A 16,833-nucleotide genomic window follows, 5' to 3' on the forward strand; every position below is an offset into this window, starting at 1 on the left:
ACAGCCATGTTTTCCTCGCGCCCGAGAGGCTATGCAGAAGAGGGGGGTCCCGTGCGAGTGGTCCTGGCCGAGGATCATCCGACCGTTCGAGCCGGAACCCGGGCGTTCCTGGAGCCCGAGGGCTTCGTCGTGGTCGGGGAGGCCGCCTGCGAACGCGAGGCCTTGGAGGTCGTTTCCGAGCAGCGGCCCGATGTGCTGATGCTGGACATGAGGCTGGAGTCGGGGCTGGCGCTCAAGGTCATTCCCCAGTTCCTCGCCGCCGCGCCGGGGATGGGAATTCTCGTGCAGAGCTGCTATGAGGACCGTGCGATCATTTGCGGCGCGCTGGCCGCCGGTGCCGCGGGCTATCTGCTGAAGAGCAGTCCCGTGTCGGAGCTGGTCCTGGCGGTACGGACGGTGGCGTCGGGAGGACGGTACGTACAGCCCTCCCTCGGTGCCGGGCTGGCCCGTGACCAGGGCCGGGAGCCGGAGCTGCAACTGCGGGAGCGGCAGGTCCTGGGCCTGCTGGCCGAAGGGCACACCAACCGTGAGGTGGCCGCGCGGCTGACGGTCAGCGTCCGCACGGTGGAGAGCGTCAGGGCCGCTCTGCGTGCCCGGCTGGGCCTGGTCACCAGGGCCGAGCTCGTCGCGTACGCCCGGCAGAACCGCTCCGCCGATGTGTAGCGGGACCGCCGGGCCGGCCACCGCACGACAGCCGCTCGCCCTGGGCGCGCTCAGCGGCTTCTGCATCGCGGTCACCCTGGTCAGCGTCGTGGCCTACGCGGCCAACTTCCTCACCCACGACCGGCTGCCGCCCCGGACGATCTCGACCCCGAGCATCGCCCTGGCCACCGGCACCCTCGCACTGCTGACCTGCGGGATGCGGCGGGCCCGCCGTTTGCTGATCATGATCTGCTGCGGGTTCACGGCCCTGAGCGTGGACCGGCTGGCCCATTCCGCGGCGACGGACCACGTGGCCCTGGCGTTCCTGCTGGCGGCATCGGCGTACGCCGTCCCGGCCTGGCCCGAGGTGAAGGTGCTCCTCAGCCGGGGAAGGGCCAGTGCCATGGTGGAGCGGCAGGAGCACCACGCGGGCCTGCTCGCGGGCGAGCTGCACGACGAAGTCCTCCAACTGCTGGCACTGACCCGGCGGCGGCTCGACGCGGCCCGCGCGCTGGACGACCCCGACGCGCTGCGCGCGGCGATGGAGGACGCGTCCCGCACCCTCGACGAACAGGCCGGCACGCTGCGCCGCATCATCGCCACCGTGAGCCCGGCGGCCGTCCAGGGGCTGGGGCTCGCCGAGTCGGTCACCTCCCTCGCCGCACAGGTCGCCGCCGAGAACGGGCTCGTGGTGGACGTGGAGGTCCAGGGCGACCGGCCCCATGTGTGCGCGGGGGAGAACGGTGTGAATCTCGCCGTCTACCGGGTCGCCCAGGAAGCGCTCACCAACGTGGTCAAGCACGCCGACGCCCGGCACATCACCCTTGCCCTCGCCTGTCGCGACGAGGGCATCAGCCTCACCGTCACCGACGACGGGCGCGGTCTCGGACCGAACCCGCCGAGAGTCACCGAGGGGTACGGCATGCAGGGCATGCGCTGGCGCTGCGAAGCGTACGGCGGCACCTTCAGCGCCAGGACCGCGGGCGCCGCCGGCACGGTCGTCCGGGCCGTGTTCCCGCTGCGCAGCTGCCGGAGAGCCCGGTCGTCCTAGCCGGCCGGCCGGGCGTGCGGGCGCCGGCGTGGCCCCTGGCCCGTACGGGCCAGGGGCGGGATCAGGCCGAGCGGCGTCGGCGGTACAGGTGGAGGACCGCCGCGCCCGACACTGTCAGGGCCGCCGCGCCGGAGGCGGCCGGGAGCCAGGGGCGGGAAGGGGCGGTGGCGGCCTGGTCCTCGGCGAGGGCGTAGCCGCCCGCGAGGCCCTTGCGGTCGTAGGCCGAGCCGGGGAGCTTGTCGCCGTAGCGCTTGGCGACGAGCTGCTGGTACTCCGCGAGCGGGACGCGGGCCTTGCCCTGCAGGGCCGTCCGGGCTTCCTTGTTGAGAGGCTCGACGGAGCCGCTGCCGGTCAGCCGGTACCAACCGTGGATCTGCGGCTCCATGAAGGTCCGTTCCTGGTCCGTGCCGCGTTCGGCGGCGCTGATGTCCGTGTCGCCGTCACGGATGCCGGCCAGTTGCCAGGCGCTGCCGCCTTGTCCCGGAGCGAGCAGGACGGCGGCCTGACGGCCGTTGGCGGCCGAGACGCGGGAGGCGAGGTAGGACAGCCGCAGCGCCGCGCCGGCGGTGGCCTTGGCCTTGCCGGCGACGAACTCGGGCGACAGCTCGTAGAAGGGGACCGGCTTCTTGAGGTCGAAGCCGGGTGCGGTGGCGGGCGACCGCTCGGGGCTGCGCGGGGCGCCGGCCACGCCGCCGTCCGCGCCGCCGCCGCCGGCCTGGGCGTCGCCGTTCGGGTCGTCCCGCTCGGCGGCAGCCGTCAGGAAGCGGGCGACGGTGTCACGAAGCTGGCCGGAGCGCAGCACCTTCTGGGCGGCGGTGATGTCGGTCGCCGCGGGGGTGGTGGGTCCGTCAGCGGCCTGCGCGGGAACGACTCCGCAGAGGGCGGCGACGGCAGTGGCCGCACACAGGGTGGCGGCGCGTCGGGTTGAGTGGTGCATGGTGGGTCGTTTCCTCCGGTCGTTCTAGCCGTGTATGCCGACGCGCGTGTGGGTCCACCGGAAGGAGTTGTTTCCGGAGTAGGTGGAGTAGTTCCACCAGGTATAGGTCTTCGTGGTGGGCCAGGGGTCGCCGACCGCGATCATGCTGGTGGTGCTGTCGTAGCCGTAGACGACGTTCATGTGGCCGCCGCCGGAGTTCCAGCCGATACGGACGGCGAACGGGCGCCCGTTCGCGATCTCGGTCCGGGTCTCGCCGAAGGAGGCGTTGCGGTACAGGTCGCTGCCACTGTTGCGGAAGCCCATGTTGCGGAGGGCGTTGGCCATGTCGCCGAGGGTGGCGGGGCGGTTGTTGCAGTCCAGCCGGTTGTTCTGGGCGGCCAGGCGGCAGAAGTCGTACTGGTCGTAGCGGTTGTAGCCCCAGAAGTTGGCTATGGTCAGGCCGGTGGCGTCCCAGCACCACTGGTCCTTGACCTGCTTCTGCATGCTGATGTCGAGGGCCTTCCGGCCGGTGGGATTGCCGGTGGGCCTGTCAGTGGGGTTACCGGTGGGCCTGTCGGTGGGCCGGGTGGAGGCGCAGAGCGGTAGCCCCCCGGTGTTCTCCCGGATGAACGCGTCGGCGATGTAGTACTTGCCGGACCAGATCCAGCGGGAGTTGTTCTCGACGACGTCGCCGGTGGTGCGACAGGTCATCGGGATCTGGTCGCCGACCCATGACTTTCCGGTGATGGCGGCTGAAAGCGACGGCTGGGACCGCTGGTTGACGGTGCTGAAATTGCCCCGGCCACCGGTGACCGAGCCGGTGACGCTGGCCTGGGCCTGGGGGGAGAGGCTCAGCAGGAGCCCGCCCGACAGGACGGCGGCGCCGGTCGTGGCCAGAAGCACCTTTTTGCGCCGTGACGCGGGGGCGGCATGTGTGTGCGTCGATGTGCGGGTTGATCCACGAAATATGTGCATGGGGTTTCTTCTCTTGCTGATCGGCGAGGCGGATCAGTACTGGATGGTGTGGTTGTAGAGGCCGTCACGGGCCGCCGTGACGGCCACGGTGAGGGAGAGAGGAGGGCGCTGCCGCGGTCATCAATCAGTGGTGAACGGCAGCGCCTTGATCGACAACTCGCCGAGACATTACGTCATATGGATTACGCATGTCATATTCGGCATGCAACTACACGACACAAAAGGCGAATAGATGCGGTGTCACCTGTGGTTTTGCGGGAAACCCGCAATGGGTGCGGTAAACCCGCAATAGGCAAAGGGAATTGAGGCGCCGCCTATCGGGCGGTCCGAGCGCCGGCGCGTCAGTGGCGCCGGGGCCTGCCGCCGCCGGACTGGTCCTTGTCACCGGGCTTCGTGTCACCCGGCTTCGTGTCGTCCTGCGGAGTGCGCGGCTGGGGGATCCGTATGGCTCCCTTGCCGTGTGCGAGTTGCACCTCGCGCCGCACCTGGGGCATCGGCAGGCGCACAGCGAGCGCCTGGACGCCGCCGATCTTCAGATACGGCATGACCCAGCCCTCCAGGTCCACTCCCGCGAACAGCTTCCAGTCGGCGTCGGCCGCGGCCCTGCCCTCGGTCGACGCGCCGGCCCCGCCCTTGACCTCGGTGCGCACGTACGGCGCGGCGACGTCGCCCTTCACGCCCACGCTGCCGTAGAGACCGAGGTTCGCCTCGGTGCCGAACCGGATCTTCGCGTCAGCCGCGGCCGACGCGCTCGCCTTCAGCGTCCCGGGCGTGAAGCCGGCCTTGGCCTCGGGCTGCCAGCCCTCGCGCAGACTGAACGCGGAGCCGAGAGTGAAGTCTCCCTTCACCGGGTCCTGCTGGACGTCAAGGCTCATCCTGCCGGCCGCGTCGATCAGGACGTAGCAGGTGAGATCGATGTTGACGGTGACCGGCAGCTCGCCGATGTAGAAGGTCGGGTTGGCGTGGAGGACGACGAACGGCACCCTCACCGGCTTGCCGTTCGTCGTGGGAGCCGTCCGCCCCTTGAAATGGAACGCCGAGGACCAGTCACCGGTCAGCCGCAGCCCGGTCCCCGACGGGCCGTCGCCGGAACCGCGGCCGTAGTAATTGAAGTCGACCTCGGGTGCGAGCTGGACGAAGCCCTTGAACGACGCCTTGGTGGGGCTTTCCACCCCTTCCCCCTTCGCGTCCTTCTCCGTGTCGAGCGAGGTGTCGACGTCGACGCGCAGGCTGCCGAAGGGCAGCTTGAGGCCCTCGGGTCCGGCGTGGACGTTGCCGCGCTCGGCCCAGGAGACCTTCACCCCGGGGACGAGCGAATCGACCTTGAAGCCGGACGGGGCGACGGGCAGCTTGCTCTTGACCTCGGTGTCGCCCAGCACGGTGGAGAGATCGACCGGGGCGGTACGGACCTCGGTGCCCTTCGAGGTCGTCCTCTCCACCTTCGTGACCTTGGCCAGGAGGCCCTGGGGCGCTCCGGGCACGGGTTTGCTGGCGACGATGTCGCCCACGGCGACGGGCTTGCCCTCCGTGGGCTGCTTCTCCGCGCCCGTCGCCGACGGCCCCGGCGTACCGGACGCGCTCGGGGTGGGCCGCGCGAGGGTCTGGGAGATGACGGCGCGCCCGCTGTTCCGGTCGATGGAGTCGACCTTCACCGCCGACTTCCGCGTCTTGACGCCGCCGCCCGCCGGAATGGCCACCGCGCTGGGTTCGGATCCCGCCGGGGGCGTCTTCCCGAGGAGGAAGTCGTTGGGGGGAGCGCTGATTGCACTGTTCGCCGTCTCGTCCGAGGCGTCGGTGGAGCCGCTCCCCAAGGGTGAGCAGCCGGCCAGGGCGAGCGAGAGGGAGGTGAGCAGCACTGGTGCCAGTGCCGCTCCTCTGCGGAGGTTGCGCATAGTGGATCCTCGTGGATTGGTGTGAGGGGTCTGTTGTCCCTGCGAGAGGGGGCGTGGGAACACGTCACGTCAGGTCATGGGCGGAACCTTTCGTTCGGCAGGGCCTGTGGGCTTACGGGCCTGCGGGTCACTTCGCCCCGGCCGCCAGGGCCTCGAGGTGCGCGGCCGCGGCCGCGGCGCCCCCCGCGGCGCGGAACGACGCGCGCACCCTCCCAGCCGCCTCGCGGCAGCCGGGTTCGTGGAGGACGGTGTCCAGCGCCGTGCCCAGCACGTCGGCGGTCGCCCGGTTGAACCGGACCCGTACGCCCGCCCCGGCGTCCGTCACCTGGGCGGCGACGGCGGGCTGGTCGTCCCGGATGGGCGCGACGACGAGGGGGAGGCCGTGCCACAGGGCCTCGCACACGGTGTTGTGGCCGCCGTGGCAGATCACCGCGTCGCACCGTTCCAGCACGGCCAGTTGGGGAACGTGCGGCCGGACCAGCACCCGGTCGGCGAACTCCGGCACCGTGCCCGTCGGGTCGACGATCACCGCCTGTGCCCGGTCCGGCCGTCCGCGCACCGCCTGGGCGCACGCGGCGAGGAAGCGGGGCGCCACCTCGGCGTTGGCCGTGCCGAGGGTGATCAGCACGGTGGGCGTCCGGGGGTCGAGCCGGTGCCAGGGGAAGTCGCCGGTGGCCGGCCGGGCGGTGAGCGACGGTCCGACGAACCGGACCTGTCCGCCGCCGGGCGGGACCGGTCCGGCCAGGGCCTCGGTGCTGAAGGCCAGCACCAGCCGGTCGGACAGCCGGGGGTCCGCGGTGCTCCGGGGGTCGCCGATCCGCCGCCGCAGTTCCCCAATCCTCCCGGCGATCCAGGCGTCGACCTCGGGCAGGCCGGACAGCGAGGTGAAGCCCGCCGTGGTGGTCGCCGAGGTGGCCCACACCAGCCCCAGCCGCTCGGCCACGAGGCCGCCGGCGACGGCCTGCTGGTCGGCCACCAGGACGTCCGGCCGGAACTCCCCGACGGCCGCCCGCACTCCGGGCGCCATGTGCTCGGCGAGCGGCCCGAGGAAGCGTTCCCACAGGAACTTGGAGGGCCGCGCGGGCCGCGCGGCGCCGACCCCTTCCGAGATCGAGCACGCCCAGGCCGCCGGCCCGGCAGACCGCCGCTACCAGGCGTGGATCGGGTTCGCCGAACGGGCTGACGCCCAGGATTGTTTCTGTGGACACGGGCACTCCGGAGACAAGAGGGAGGCGAGAGGGAGGCGAGAGCGAAGCAAAGGGTCGTTGGGGGGGAGCACCGGGACCGCGCGGGAGCCTCGGGCACCCGAGGCCGGAGAGGGACGCCGCGATCGGTGCCGGTGAGGGCGGGACAGGACAAGAGGCGCGCGACCTCGAAGGTCGTCGGAAACGCGGCCCGACTTTCCCGGTGGGGCCTGGCTGGATCATTGCACGGCAAGGCGCGAAGGGAATACCTGGATCGGTATTGTCGCGTGAATGGTGTACATCACATTCATGGTCGGGTCGATACCGGTTGCGGGCTTCCCGCAAGGGAATTGTGGGAAGCCCGCAACGGGTGCGGAATTACCGCAAGAATAGTCCGTACCAGTCGAGGTGACAGGCTCAACTCCCTTGTAATTACTGCTGATTGAGGTAGCTTCGGATCGGATGCGAATTCCGCTCGAAAACTTTTCTCCGACTCGGGGTTGTCATTCGTGATCCGTGTGCGAGGATTCCTGCTGCCCGGCTCGGAAAGGGCCGGATGGAGAATGGAGTCCCGTGAAATCATTGACGCTCAGAGCCGCCGCCGGTGTGGTCGCCTCCTTGGCGTTGCCGGTCGCGCTGATGCCGGCGAACCCCGCGGGGGCGGCGGCCCGGCCCGGGGGCGTGGACAGGGCGACGGCGGAGTCCTTCGGCCGTATCGCGGGTGTCGTGCTCACCGACCGGACGGCGGCGATCGTCGACGGCAAGGTGCAGGGGAACGCCACTCCGCCGTCCGCGGAGAAGGCGCACCTCTCCTCCGCGATGGCGCGTTCGGAGAAGTCCGTGGTGGCCTCGCTGCGACAGCGCAAGAAGGAGCTCAAGGTCCTGGGCGAGGCGTACTCCGCCGGCGACACCCGGGTCGCGGTGGACCGGACCGGCATCGACGGCAAGAAGGCCGTGATACGGGTGACCGAGACCACGCGGCTGACCTACCGGAAGATCCGCGGTGACGAGCCGGAGGACACCGGCTTCCAGGCACACCACGAACTGAGCTTCGCCGTCGCCGGGGACGGGGCGTGGGAGCTGACCGGTATCAGGGCCCTGGACGAGATGCCGCAGATCAACGCGCCCGCGCCGACGGCGCCCAAGGTGAAGGCCGCCGCCGCGGGCGACATGCCGAACGCGCCCGAGGCGAGCGTCTGGCCCTTCCCCAAGCGGCTGCCGAAGGACACGGCGACCGGCCTCGACTACAAGGCGATGGCCGAATACGCCGAGAAGTACTGGAAGAACTACAACCCGGACTACCGGGCGTATCCGCTGGGGACAGGCGGCGACTGTACGAACTTCGTCAGTCAGGCGCTGAAGGCGGGCGGCTGGAAGCACGCCCCCGGCAAGGCCGGTGACTACACCAAGTGGTGGTACGGGTCCGACACCCAGTCGGATTCCTGGACCGGCGTCAACGAGTGGTCGTGGTTCGCGCAGAACTCGAAGCGGGTGAAGCCGCTGAAGTACGTCTACCAGATGGAGGTCGGGGACGTCCTCCAGGCGGACTTCGACCGTGACGGGTCCAAGGACCACACCATGCTGGTGACCTACCGCGACAGTCTCGGCACTCCCTATCTGACGTACCACTCCTTCGACACCTACCGGCGGTCGATGCTGAGCCTCTCGGTGATGTTGCCGCTCACCAAGTGGTACGCCTACCGCACCTGATGCGTACGGCACGCGGCGCGGTGGCCCTGGTGACCGGGACCGCCCTCACGCTGGGGCTGCTGTCGGGCTGCGGCTCCGGTGGGCACGAAGCCGGGAAGAGGGCCGTTTCCCCTCCCTCCACCCGTTCCTCGTCCGCTCCTCCGTCCGTTCCACCGACCCCCACCCCACCCCTGCCGGAGGCCTCGAAGCCGGAGGGGAAGTGGGACGGAAAGGTACGGATCCTGGGGGACGGCTCGACCTCCTCCACCGGCCCGCAGCCCCACCAGCCCAAGCCGGTGAAGCTCAAGCCGGGCGAGAAGCCGCCGCAGTTCGTGGTGTTCTCCTGGGACGGCGCCCTCCAGGGCGACGACGAGCAGTTCTCGCACTTCCGCGAGGTCGCCAAGGAGAACAACGCGCAGATGACGTTCTTCCTCACCGGGACCTATCTGCTGCCCAAGTCGAAGGCGCCGGAATACCGGCCACCGCAGCACAAACGCGGTGAGATGGAGATCTCGTACGCCACCGATCAGCACATCAGGGACACCCTGCGACAGTTGCGCGGCGCCTGGCTGGAGGGCAACGAGATAGGCACGCACTTCAACGGGCACTTCTGCGGCACCAAGGGCGGCGACGACTGGAGCGTCGACGAGTGGAAGAGCGAGATCGAGCAGACCTACTCCTTCGTCGAGAACTGGAAGACCAACACCGGATACAAAGACCTTCCCCCACTGCCCTTCGACTACCGCAAGGAGCTGGCCGGCGGCCGGGCTCCCTGCCTGGAGGGCCAGAAGAACCTGCTCAAGGCCGCCAAGTCCTTCGGCTGGCGCTACGACGCCAGCTCACCCGGCGACTTCCAGCTCTGGCCGTCGAAGACCGACGGCATCTGGAACTTCCCGCTGCAGCTCGTCCCCTATCCCGGGACCGAGCGACAAGTCCTCTCCATGGACTTCAACTTCCTCTACAACCAGTCCGGTGACAGCACCCAGGGCGATCCGGCCAAGTACGAGCAGTGGCGCAAGCTGACCAGGGACAGCTACCTCAACGGCTTCGAGCGCGTCTACAACGGCAGCCGGGCGCCCCTGTTCATAGGCAACCACTTCGAGAACTGGAACGGCGGCATCTATATGAAGGCCGTCGAGGACGTCGTGAAGTCGGTCTGCACACGCGAGGACGTGCGCTGCGTGACCTTCAAACAGCTCGCCGACTGGCTGGACGTCCAGGATCCCCAGGTTCTGGAGAGGATGCGCCGGCTGGACCCGGCGCAGTCCCCGGACTGGAAGTCCCTGGTCGAGTAACTCCCCACTCCTGCCCACCCCACCCTGTGAGGTACCCCCCCATGTCCCCGCGCAAGAGATCCGTCCCCACCCTCGCCTGCGCCGCCTCGGCGCTGGCCCTGGGCGTGACGGCGATCGCCGCCTCCGCGCCCGCCGCCCCGGCCGTCGCGAAGACCGGAAAGGCCGGCAAGACCGTCACCAGCGGCTGGAACAACTGGTCCTGCAAGCCGTCCGCCGCCCATCCCAACCCCGTCGTCCTCCTCCACGGCACCTGGGCCAACCAGCTGGACACCTGGTTCGTGCTGGCTCCGGAACTGGCCGCCCAGGGCTACTGCGTCTACTCCCTCGACTACGGCAAGCTGCCCTACATGCCGGGGCTCAACGGCCAGGGACCGCTGGTCAAGTCGGCCGGAGAGGTGTCCGCCTTCGTGGACAAGGTGCTCACGTCCACGGGCACGAAGAAGGTGGACATCGTCGGTCACTCCGAAGGCGGTGGCCCCCTGCCCCGCTATTACCTCAACTTCATGAACGGCGCCTCCAAGGTCGACAAGCTCATCGGCCTGGCCCCGGACAACCACGGCGCGACCGCCTCCGGACTGGGCACCCTCGCGCGCAAGGTCCCCGGCGTGAGCCAGGTGCTGTCCCTCTCCGTCCCCGGCGTGGAGGACCAGATCGTCGGCTCCGAGTTCATGAAGAAGCTGAACTCCAAGCCCGACACCGTGCCAGGGGTGAAGTACACGGTCATCTCGACCAAGTACGACGAGATCGCCACGCCCTACAAGTCGCAGCAGCTCTCGGGCCCGAACGTGCGCAACGTCGTGGTCCAGGACCTGTGCAAGCTCGACGTCTCCGAGCACATCGCGCTGGGCCTGGTCGACCGCATCGCCTTCCACGAGGTGAAGAACGCGCTCGACCCGGCGCACGCGACCCCCACCACCTGCAAATCCGCCGTCAGCTGACCCCGTAGGCCGGCCCGAAGCCGGTTCCCTCAACCCCCACTCGCGAGGTAGCTCCATGTCCGTACGCGAAAGCTCCGTCCGTAGAAGATCCCTCCGCGTGCTCGCCGGTACCGTCTCGGCGCTGGCGCTGGCCCTGTCCTTCGGCTCCGCCTCCGCGTCCGCGGCCCCGGTCGACGCGAAGACCGGCAAGGCCGAGAAGACCGTCACCAGTGGCTGGAACGACTGGTCCTGCAAGCCGTCCGCCGCTCACCCCCAGCCCGTCGTCCTGATGCACGGCACCTTCGGCAACTCCTGGGACAACTGGCTGGTGCTGGCCCCGTACCTGGTCAAGCGCGGCTACTGCGTCTACTCCCTGGACTATGGCCAGAAGGCCGGCGTGCCGCTCTTCAACGGCCTGGGTCCGGTGGAGAAGTCGTCCGGGCAACTGTCCGCGTTCGTGGACAAGGTCCGGCAGTCCACCGGAGCCGAGAAGGTGGACCTGGTCGGTCACTCCCAGGGCGGCGGCCCCCTGCCGCGCTACTACCTCAACTTCCTGGACGGTGCCGGCAAGGTCGGCAAGCTCGTGGGCATCGCCCCCGACAACCACGGGACGACCGCCTCGGGGATGAACCGCCTCGTGGACACCGTCCCCGGCGCGCGCAAGGTCTTCTCCCTCACCCTGCCCGGGGTCGAGGACCAGCTGGTGGGCTCGGAATTCCTGAAGAAGCTGAACTCCAAGCCCGACACCGTGCCGGGGGTGAAGTACACGGTCATCTCGACCAAGTACGACGAGATCGCCACCCCCTACACCTCCCAGTTCCTGAACGGCCCGGACGTCCGCAACGTCGTCCTGCAGGACCTGTGCAAGCTCGACATCTCCGAGCACGCCGCGATCGGCACGATCGACCGCGTAGCCTTCCACGAGGTGGCCAACGCGCTCGACCCGGCGCACGCGACCCCCACCACCTGCGCCTCCGCCATCAGCTGACCCACCCCCCCCGTACCGGCCCGGCCGTCTCCCCTTGGGCGGCCGGGCCCCTTACCCCGTTCACCGTTGCCCCGTTCACCGGACGTTCCAATGATCATTCGCCCCCGTCCGTACGGACTCCGCCTCCGGAAGCGGGAAGCCCCGCCCGCCGGGTCACGACTGCGCCCGGCCTATCCCCGCCCGGGCCGGACAGGCTTCAGGCGCTGGGTACCGTCGTGGCGCCAGACGCTGGGGCTGCTCGGCCTCGCTGTCACCGTCGTGGCCGGACTGTTGACGGTCATGTTCCTGCGCACCGACATACCAGCCGACCTCAACGCCTTCGCCACCCAGCAGGACAATGTCTACTACTGGGCCGACGGCAGTGAGATGGCTCGCACCGGCGAGGTCGACCGGCAGGACACGCCGCTGGACCAGGTGCCCGAGAAGGTCCGCTGGGCGGCGCTGGCCGCGGAGAACGAGACGTTCTACTCGGACAGCGGGGTCTCTCCCAGCGGCATGGTCCGCGCGGTCTCCAGGATGGCCACCGGGGGTGACACCCAGGGCGGTTCGACCATCACCCAGCAGTACGTGAAGAACGCCTACCTCAACCAGGAGCAGACCTTCTCGCGCAAGCTCACCGAGATGTTCATGGCCATCAAGCTCGACAACAGGATGAGCAAGGACGAGATCCTCGAGCAGTACCTCAACACCAGCTGGTACGGGCGCGGAACCTACGGCATTCAGCGGGCCGCCCGCGCCTACTACGGCAAGGACGTCTCGCAGCTGAACGTGAGCGAGGGCGCCTTCCTGGCGTCCCTGCTCAAGGGGGCCGCGCTCTACGATCCGGCGGCCGGCGCCGAGAACCACAAGCGCGCGGTGGAGCGCTGGAACTGGGTCCTGAACCGGATGGTGGCCACCGGCAGGCTCTCCCAACAGGAGCGCGCGCGGTACACGCACTTCCCCGAGCCGCTCGCCCCGCCCAAGGTCACCGGTCTGGCCGGCCAGACCGGCTACCTGGTCGAGACGGCCCGTGCTTATGTGCTGGCCCACTCCCGTGTCTCCGAGCGGGACTTCGCGCTCGGCGGCTACCAGATCCGCACGACGTTCGAGAAGAAGCGGATGGCAGCGCTCACGCGGGCGGCCGAGCAGGCGCGGAACGGTCTGGCCCCGGACCGGCAGCCGTCCGACCGCGATGTGCGCATCGGGGCCGCGTCGGTGGCCACCGATGGGCGCGTCGTCGCCCTGTACGGCGGGCCGGACTACCTCGAACAGGGCTTCAACGACGCCAATTCGTCCGCTGTCCCGGCGGGCACCGCCTTCACCCCCTTCGTCTACGCGGCGGCCCTGCGTGATGGGGTGCGGCGCGAGCGCGGCAAGCCCCGCGCCCCCGTGACCCCGGCGACGCTCTACGACGGCGACAACAAGATCTCGCTGCTCACCCCGGAGGGCCCCTACTGGGACCGGTCGGGGAAGATCGTCAGGGCGGTCAACGACGGCGACGAGTCCTGGGGGAAGATCTCGCTCAAGGACGCGGTCGCGCGGTCGGTCAACACCCCCATGCTGCAGCTGGGCATGGATGTGGGACTGGACCGGGTCGGCACGGTGGCCACGCGGGCGGGCCTGCTGGAGAGCAGCCTCGGAGAGCAACGGCCGTCGTTCTCGCTCGGCACCTCCACACCCAGCGCCATCCGCATGGCCGACGCCTACGCCACGTTCGCCGCCAAGGGCCGGCACACCGAGCCGTACTCGGTCGCCGGGCTCCGGCGCAACGGCGACGACGTGCCCGTGGAGAGGCCGGAGCCCGAGCAGGCCCTGCCGCCGCGTGTGGCGGGGGCCGTGGACGATGCCCTGCGCGAGGCGGTCCGCGTCGGCACGGCTCAGCCGGCGCGGGCCGCCGGGCCCGGCACGGCCGGCAAGACCGGCACCGCGCAGGACAACAAGTCCGCTTGGTACGTCGGTTACCGCGACTCCCTGTCGACCGCGGTCTCGCTCGCCCGCATCGAACCCAGGACGCAGGAGCTGCTCCAGCTGGACGGCATAGGCGGAACACCCGACGGCACGGTGGGCAGTTCGCTGCCGATCGAGCTGTGGACGCGCTACATGACCGCGGCATGACCGCGGCATGGAAGACTGGCTCGCGTGAGACGTGAGGAGCCTCGCCGGAGTGCTCCGACGCGGGTTCTCACCACGGTCATGCCCATGGTGGCCGGTACCCGGATAGACGCCATTGCGGGACGCCGGGCAGCTCGTCGGGTTGCTTTCGGCCGGTTGCGACGACAGCGGGTCCGCGGCACTAGGGGCCCGCCGGCCGGCCAGGCGTTGTGATGGTTCTTGCGGGCCGGTTCAGATCGTCCGGACGTCCAGACTCGCCGAGGGTTCGGCGGTCAGGGCGCGCACTCAGGCGATTGACCAGCTCAAGTCGGCTCTGATGCCGCCTTCCTGACGGGCCGACCGGGAACGGTACCGAGGCGGTGTCGTCCGTGCCGGGTCCAGGGCCCGCACCCCCTCGCGGAAGTGATGGAATCCCAGCCTTCCCCGCCTACCGGATCAGCCTTTCAGGCTGTAGAAGTGGATTGGCGTGTTCGGCTTGAACCCGATGCGTGGGTACACGGGGGCTCCGGCGGCGGTGGCGTGCAGCGTGGCGCGGGTCGGCCCGGCGGCCCGCGCGCCTTCGTAGAGCGCCTTGCGCGTGACCGCCTCGCCGTAGCCCTTGCGCTGCCACCGCGGGTCCGTGGCGACGAATGCGACGAACAGGCGGCCTTGTGCTTCGACCGTGGCGGCGCACGCCACCGGTTCGTCGCCTCGCATGGCCAGGTAGGCGTAGACCTCGTTCTTCCAGAGCGCGGACCCGGCCAGGCCGTCGCGGCCATCCTCCAAGGGGAGCCCGTACGCGCGCGATTGGAGGTCGGCGTAGGCCTGCAACTGCTCGTCGGTGCCGATGCGGGCGAACGTCAGATCGGGGTGGACCGGCTCGGGGATGGGGAGCAGGTCGCCGGCCATGCCCGTACCGGGGAAGGCGTACTGGAGGCCGGCCTGCTCGGCTGTCGCCTCCAATGCGGAGCGGGCCTCGTTGTCGAGAAGGTCTTCGAAGAGCCACAAGAAGCCCGGGTGCTTCTTCGTCCGCATGATCCCCGCCGCCTGGCCCAGACGGTGCCTGACGAGCTCCGCTCCTGCTCCCTCCTCGGTCAAGGTGACGCAGTTCAGGAATCCGAACCGGCTGTCGGCCCAGCGAACAGCGATGCCCGGAAGGTCGCGCACGTCCGCGTCCGCGTCGCGATCGAGCACCAGAGTCCGCCAGACCGTGGTGAGCTGCTGTACCGATTCGATGGACTCGGCGGAAACTGTCACCGTGCCTCCATGACTTGTTGTGCCGGGAGAGGTCCCTGAGCAGTCAGCGGGGACTCTACTCGAGGCATGTGGTTCGGATGTCATCAGATGATGTTCTCGGCCTCTTCGGCCTGGTCGTGGGGCGTTCGCTGTGCCGGAGTGGGCACACCGTAGGAACGGCGTCCGAAGCGCCACCACACGGAGGCCATGACGAGGGCCACCAGCAGGGCGACGGGCGTGTAGTTGAAACTCGTGGCGGTGACCGGGCTGGACTGCGGCAGCAGGAACAGCACGGTGACCCCGGCCGCCCAGAGCACCGCCACCCAGCCGATCGGCCGGCTCCAGCGGCCCAGGTGCCAGGGCCCGGGGGTGAACCGGTCCCGGTGGCGCAGTCGCAGGAGCACGGGGATGGCGTAGGCCGGGGTGAAGCCGACGATGGAGATCGCGGTTACCGCTGAGAACGCCGTGGCGGAATACAGGGACGGCAGGGCGAGCACGAAGGCGACACCGACTGCGAGCCAGACGGCGTTGGCCGGAACGGCCGTGCGGCGGGCGACCTTCTGCCAGCGCGCCGAGCCGGGCAGGGCACCGTCCCGGGCGAAGGCGTAGATCATGCGGCTGGCGGAGGCGGTGACGGTGTAGCCGCACAGGAATTGCGCCACGATGATCACCAGAAGCAACGCCTTCGCCGTCGCCACGCCCAGCGCGTCCAGGAAGATCTGCGCCACCGGCACCCCGGTCCGGCTGCTCAGCGTCGCGGCGTAGTCCTGGATGGCGAACAGCAAGGCGGCCAGCAGGATGCCGCCGGCGATCCAGGACACCGCCACCGAGCGGATGATCCCGCGCGCCGCGGCCACCGAAGCCCCACTGGTCTCCTCGCTCAGGTGGGCCGACGTGTCGTAGCCGGCCAGAGCGAAGCACGGCAGCAGCATGCCCAGCAGGATCACGTACACGGGGCTCGACCAGCCGGTGTTGTTGGTGAACTCGGAGAACACGAAGCCGGCCGACTGGTGGTGAGAGGGGATGAGAGTCAGGGCGCTGATGATGACGACTGCCCCGGCCAGGTGCCACCACGCGCTCAGGGAGGTGAGGACGTTCATCAGTCGGCTGCCGAGGAGGTTCAGGCCCGCGTGCAGTGCGAGGATGACCGCGTACATGACCAGCAGGGACCCCGGCGTCGGCTCGTAGTCGAACTGCAGGTTCGCCCAGGCGGCGGTGAAGGTCGCGATGCCGTAGTCCTGGGCCGCGATCCCGCCGAGCAGCCCCAGAAGGTTGAGCCAGCCGGTGTACCAGCTCCACCGCTCACCGCCGAGTCGGCGGGCCATGTAGTACAGGCCGCCGCTGGTGGGGTAGCGGGAGGTGATCTCGGCCAGCGCCGCGGCCAGGCACAGCACCAGCGGCCCCACGGCGAGCCACCCCCACACCACCACCGCCGGTCCACCGCTGTTCAGGCCGTAGCCGAAAAGCAGCAGCGTCCCGGACATGATGGAGATGGCCGACAGCGAAGCGGAGAAGTTACCGAAGGCGCCCATCCGCCGGTGCAGTTGCTGGGTGTAACCGAGCTCCTTGAGTATGCGCTCGTCGTCGTCCAGCGGCTCGGACCGCTGCCGTCGTGCATGTGCTGAGGTACCCATCGAGAACCTCCGCATGGAAAAGAGCAGAAAGGGCAAGGGGGGTCTCAACCACCTATGGGGGAACAGGAAATCGGGTGGCGGGCCACATGATGCTCCGGAAACCGTCCGGCGTCGGTGGCAGAGCTGGTTGGCCGGCAGGCACCGCGCGCGGCGTGGCACGATCAGTCGGCCGCCGGAGCGTGGCGGGAGGAGGGTGTCGCAAGCTCCGGGTGCCCGAAACCGCGGCGTCCCGCACCGCGGACGGCGAAGGCCCGCAGCGGACGGAACGGGGCAATCGCGATGCTACGGTGCTCCGGGGCCGGGACGGATCTCCTGAGAAGAGCATCAACGCTCCAATGCGAGCC

At 69.7% G+C, this 16,833-nt stretch carries 13 protein-coding genes; 7 read left to right on the forward strand and 6 right to left on the reverse strand.

Annotated features, from left to right (window positions below):
• Nucleotides 1–51: 51 nt before the first annotated feature.
• Together EKH77_RS30755 and EKH77_RS30760 are read left to right on the forward strand one after the other, a co-directional pair.
• Entirely contained in the window at nucleotides 52–663 is a 612-nt protein-coding gene (locus EKH77_RS30755; protein ID WP_240667630.1) for a response regulator, read from the forward strand.
• A complete protein-coding gene (locus tag EKH77_RS30760; RefSeq protein ID WP_126917473.1) occupies nucleotides 656–1,693 on the forward strand; it encodes a sensor histidine kinase in 1,038 nt (345 codons plus the stop codon). Before EKH77_RS30755 ends, EKH77_RS30760 begins: the two co-directional genes overlap by 8 nt.
• 61 nt (nucleotides 1,694–1,754) lie before the next feature.
• Here EKH77_RS30760 and EKH77_RS30765 read toward each other — a convergent pair whose 3' ends face one another.
• The 4 genes from EKH77_RS30765 to EKH77_RS30780 form a co-directional block, all read right to left on the reverse strand.
• Nucleotides 1,755–2,630 (reverse strand): hypothetical protein, encoded by an 876-nt coding sequence (locus EKH77_RS30765; RefSeq protein ID WP_126917474.1) that lies wholly within the window; start codon nucleotides 2,628–2,630, stop codon nucleotides 1,755–1,757.
• 24 nt (nucleotides 2,631–2,654) lie between these two features.
• The gene (locus EKH77_RS30770) at nucleotides 2,655–3,512 is read right to left on the reverse strand and encodes a papain-like cysteine protease family protein (protein WP_164737917.1); all 858 of its coding nucleotides are present in this window, start codon (nucleotides 3,510–3,512) and stop codon (nucleotides 2,655–2,657) included.
• Nucleotides 3,513–3,925: 413 nt separating this feature from the next.
• Nucleotides 3,926–5,476 carry a hypothetical protein gene (locus EKH77_RS30775; protein ID WP_126917476.1) on the reverse strand — a complete coding sequence of 517 codons (1,551 nt, stop codon included), beginning with the start codon at nucleotides 5,474–5,476 and terminating at the stop codon, nucleotides 3,926–3,928.
• A gap of 127 nt (nucleotides 5,477–5,603) precedes the next feature.
• Complete coding sequence (locus tag EKH77_RS30780) at nucleotides 5,604–6,503, reverse strand: glycosyltransferase (RefSeq protein ID WP_126917477.1); 900 nt, start codon at nucleotides 6,501–6,503, stop codon at nucleotides 5,604–5,606.
• A gap of 730 nt (nucleotides 6,504–7,233) precedes the next feature.
• Between EKH77_RS30780 and EKH77_RS30785 the strand changes: the two genes are divergently transcribed.
• The 5 genes from EKH77_RS30785 to EKH77_RS30805 all read left to right on the forward strand — a co-directional run bounded on the left by EKH77_RS30785 (nucleotide 7,234) and on the right by EKH77_RS30805 (nucleotide 13,643).
• Nucleotides 7,234–8,370 (forward strand): amidase domain-containing protein, encoded by a 1,137-nt coding sequence (locus EKH77_RS30785; protein WP_346429090.1) that lies wholly within the window; start codon nucleotides 7,234–7,236, stop codon nucleotides 8,368–8,370.
• Nucleotides 8,370–9,644: a hypothetical protein gene (locus tag EKH77_RS30790; RefSeq protein ID WP_126917478.1), complete on the forward strand. Its 1,275-nt coding sequence runs from the start codon at nucleotides 8,370–8,372 to the stop codon at nucleotides 9,642–9,644. The genes EKH77_RS30785 and EKH77_RS30790 overlap by 1 nt, the downstream gene beginning before the upstream one ends.
• Before the next feature lie 41 nt (nucleotides 9,645–9,685).
• Nucleotides 9,686–10,582: an esterase/lipase family protein gene (locus EKH77_RS30795; protein ID WP_126917479.1), complete on the forward strand. Its 897-nt coding sequence runs from the start codon at nucleotides 9,686–9,688 to the stop codon at nucleotides 10,580–10,582.
• A gap of 55 nt (nucleotides 10,583–10,637) precedes the next feature.
• Nucleotides 10,638–11,549, forward strand: coding sequence for an esterase/lipase family protein (locus tag EKH77_RS30800; protein ID WP_126917480.1), 912 nt, complete (start codon nucleotides 10,638–10,640; stop codon nucleotides 11,547–11,549).
• A 90-nt stretch (nucleotides 11,550–11,639) separates the two neighbouring features.
• A complete protein-coding gene (locus EKH77_RS30805; protein ID WP_126917481.1) occupies nucleotides 11,640–13,643 on the forward strand; it encodes a transglycosylase domain-containing protein in 2,004 nt (667 codons plus the stop codon).
• A 432-nt stretch (nucleotides 13,644–14,075) separates the two neighbouring features.
• On the opposite strand, the gene EKH77_RS30810 is transcribed toward EKH77_RS30805, so the two are convergent.
• Both EKH77_RS30810 and EKH77_RS30815 read right to left on the reverse strand, forming a co-directional pair.
• The gene (locus EKH77_RS30810; RefSeq protein ID WP_206279965.1) at nucleotides 14,076–14,876 is read right to left on the reverse strand and encodes a GNAT family N-acetyltransferase; all 801 of its coding nucleotides are present in this window, start codon (nucleotides 14,874–14,876) and stop codon (nucleotides 14,076–14,078) included.
• An 83-nt stretch (nucleotides 14,877–14,959) separates the two neighbouring features.
• Nucleotides 14,960–16,489, reverse strand: coding sequence for an amino acid permease (locus EKH77_RS30815; RefSeq protein WP_126917483.1), 1,530 nt, complete (start codon nucleotides 16,487–16,489; stop codon nucleotides 14,960–14,962).
• Nucleotides 16,490–16,833: the final 344 nt, after the last annotated feature.

The organism is Streptomyces luteoverticillatus, from assembly GCF_003970715.1.
Classification (GTDB): Bacteria; Actinomycetota; Actinomycetes; order Streptomycetales; family Streptomycetaceae; genus Streptomyces; species Streptomyces abikoensis.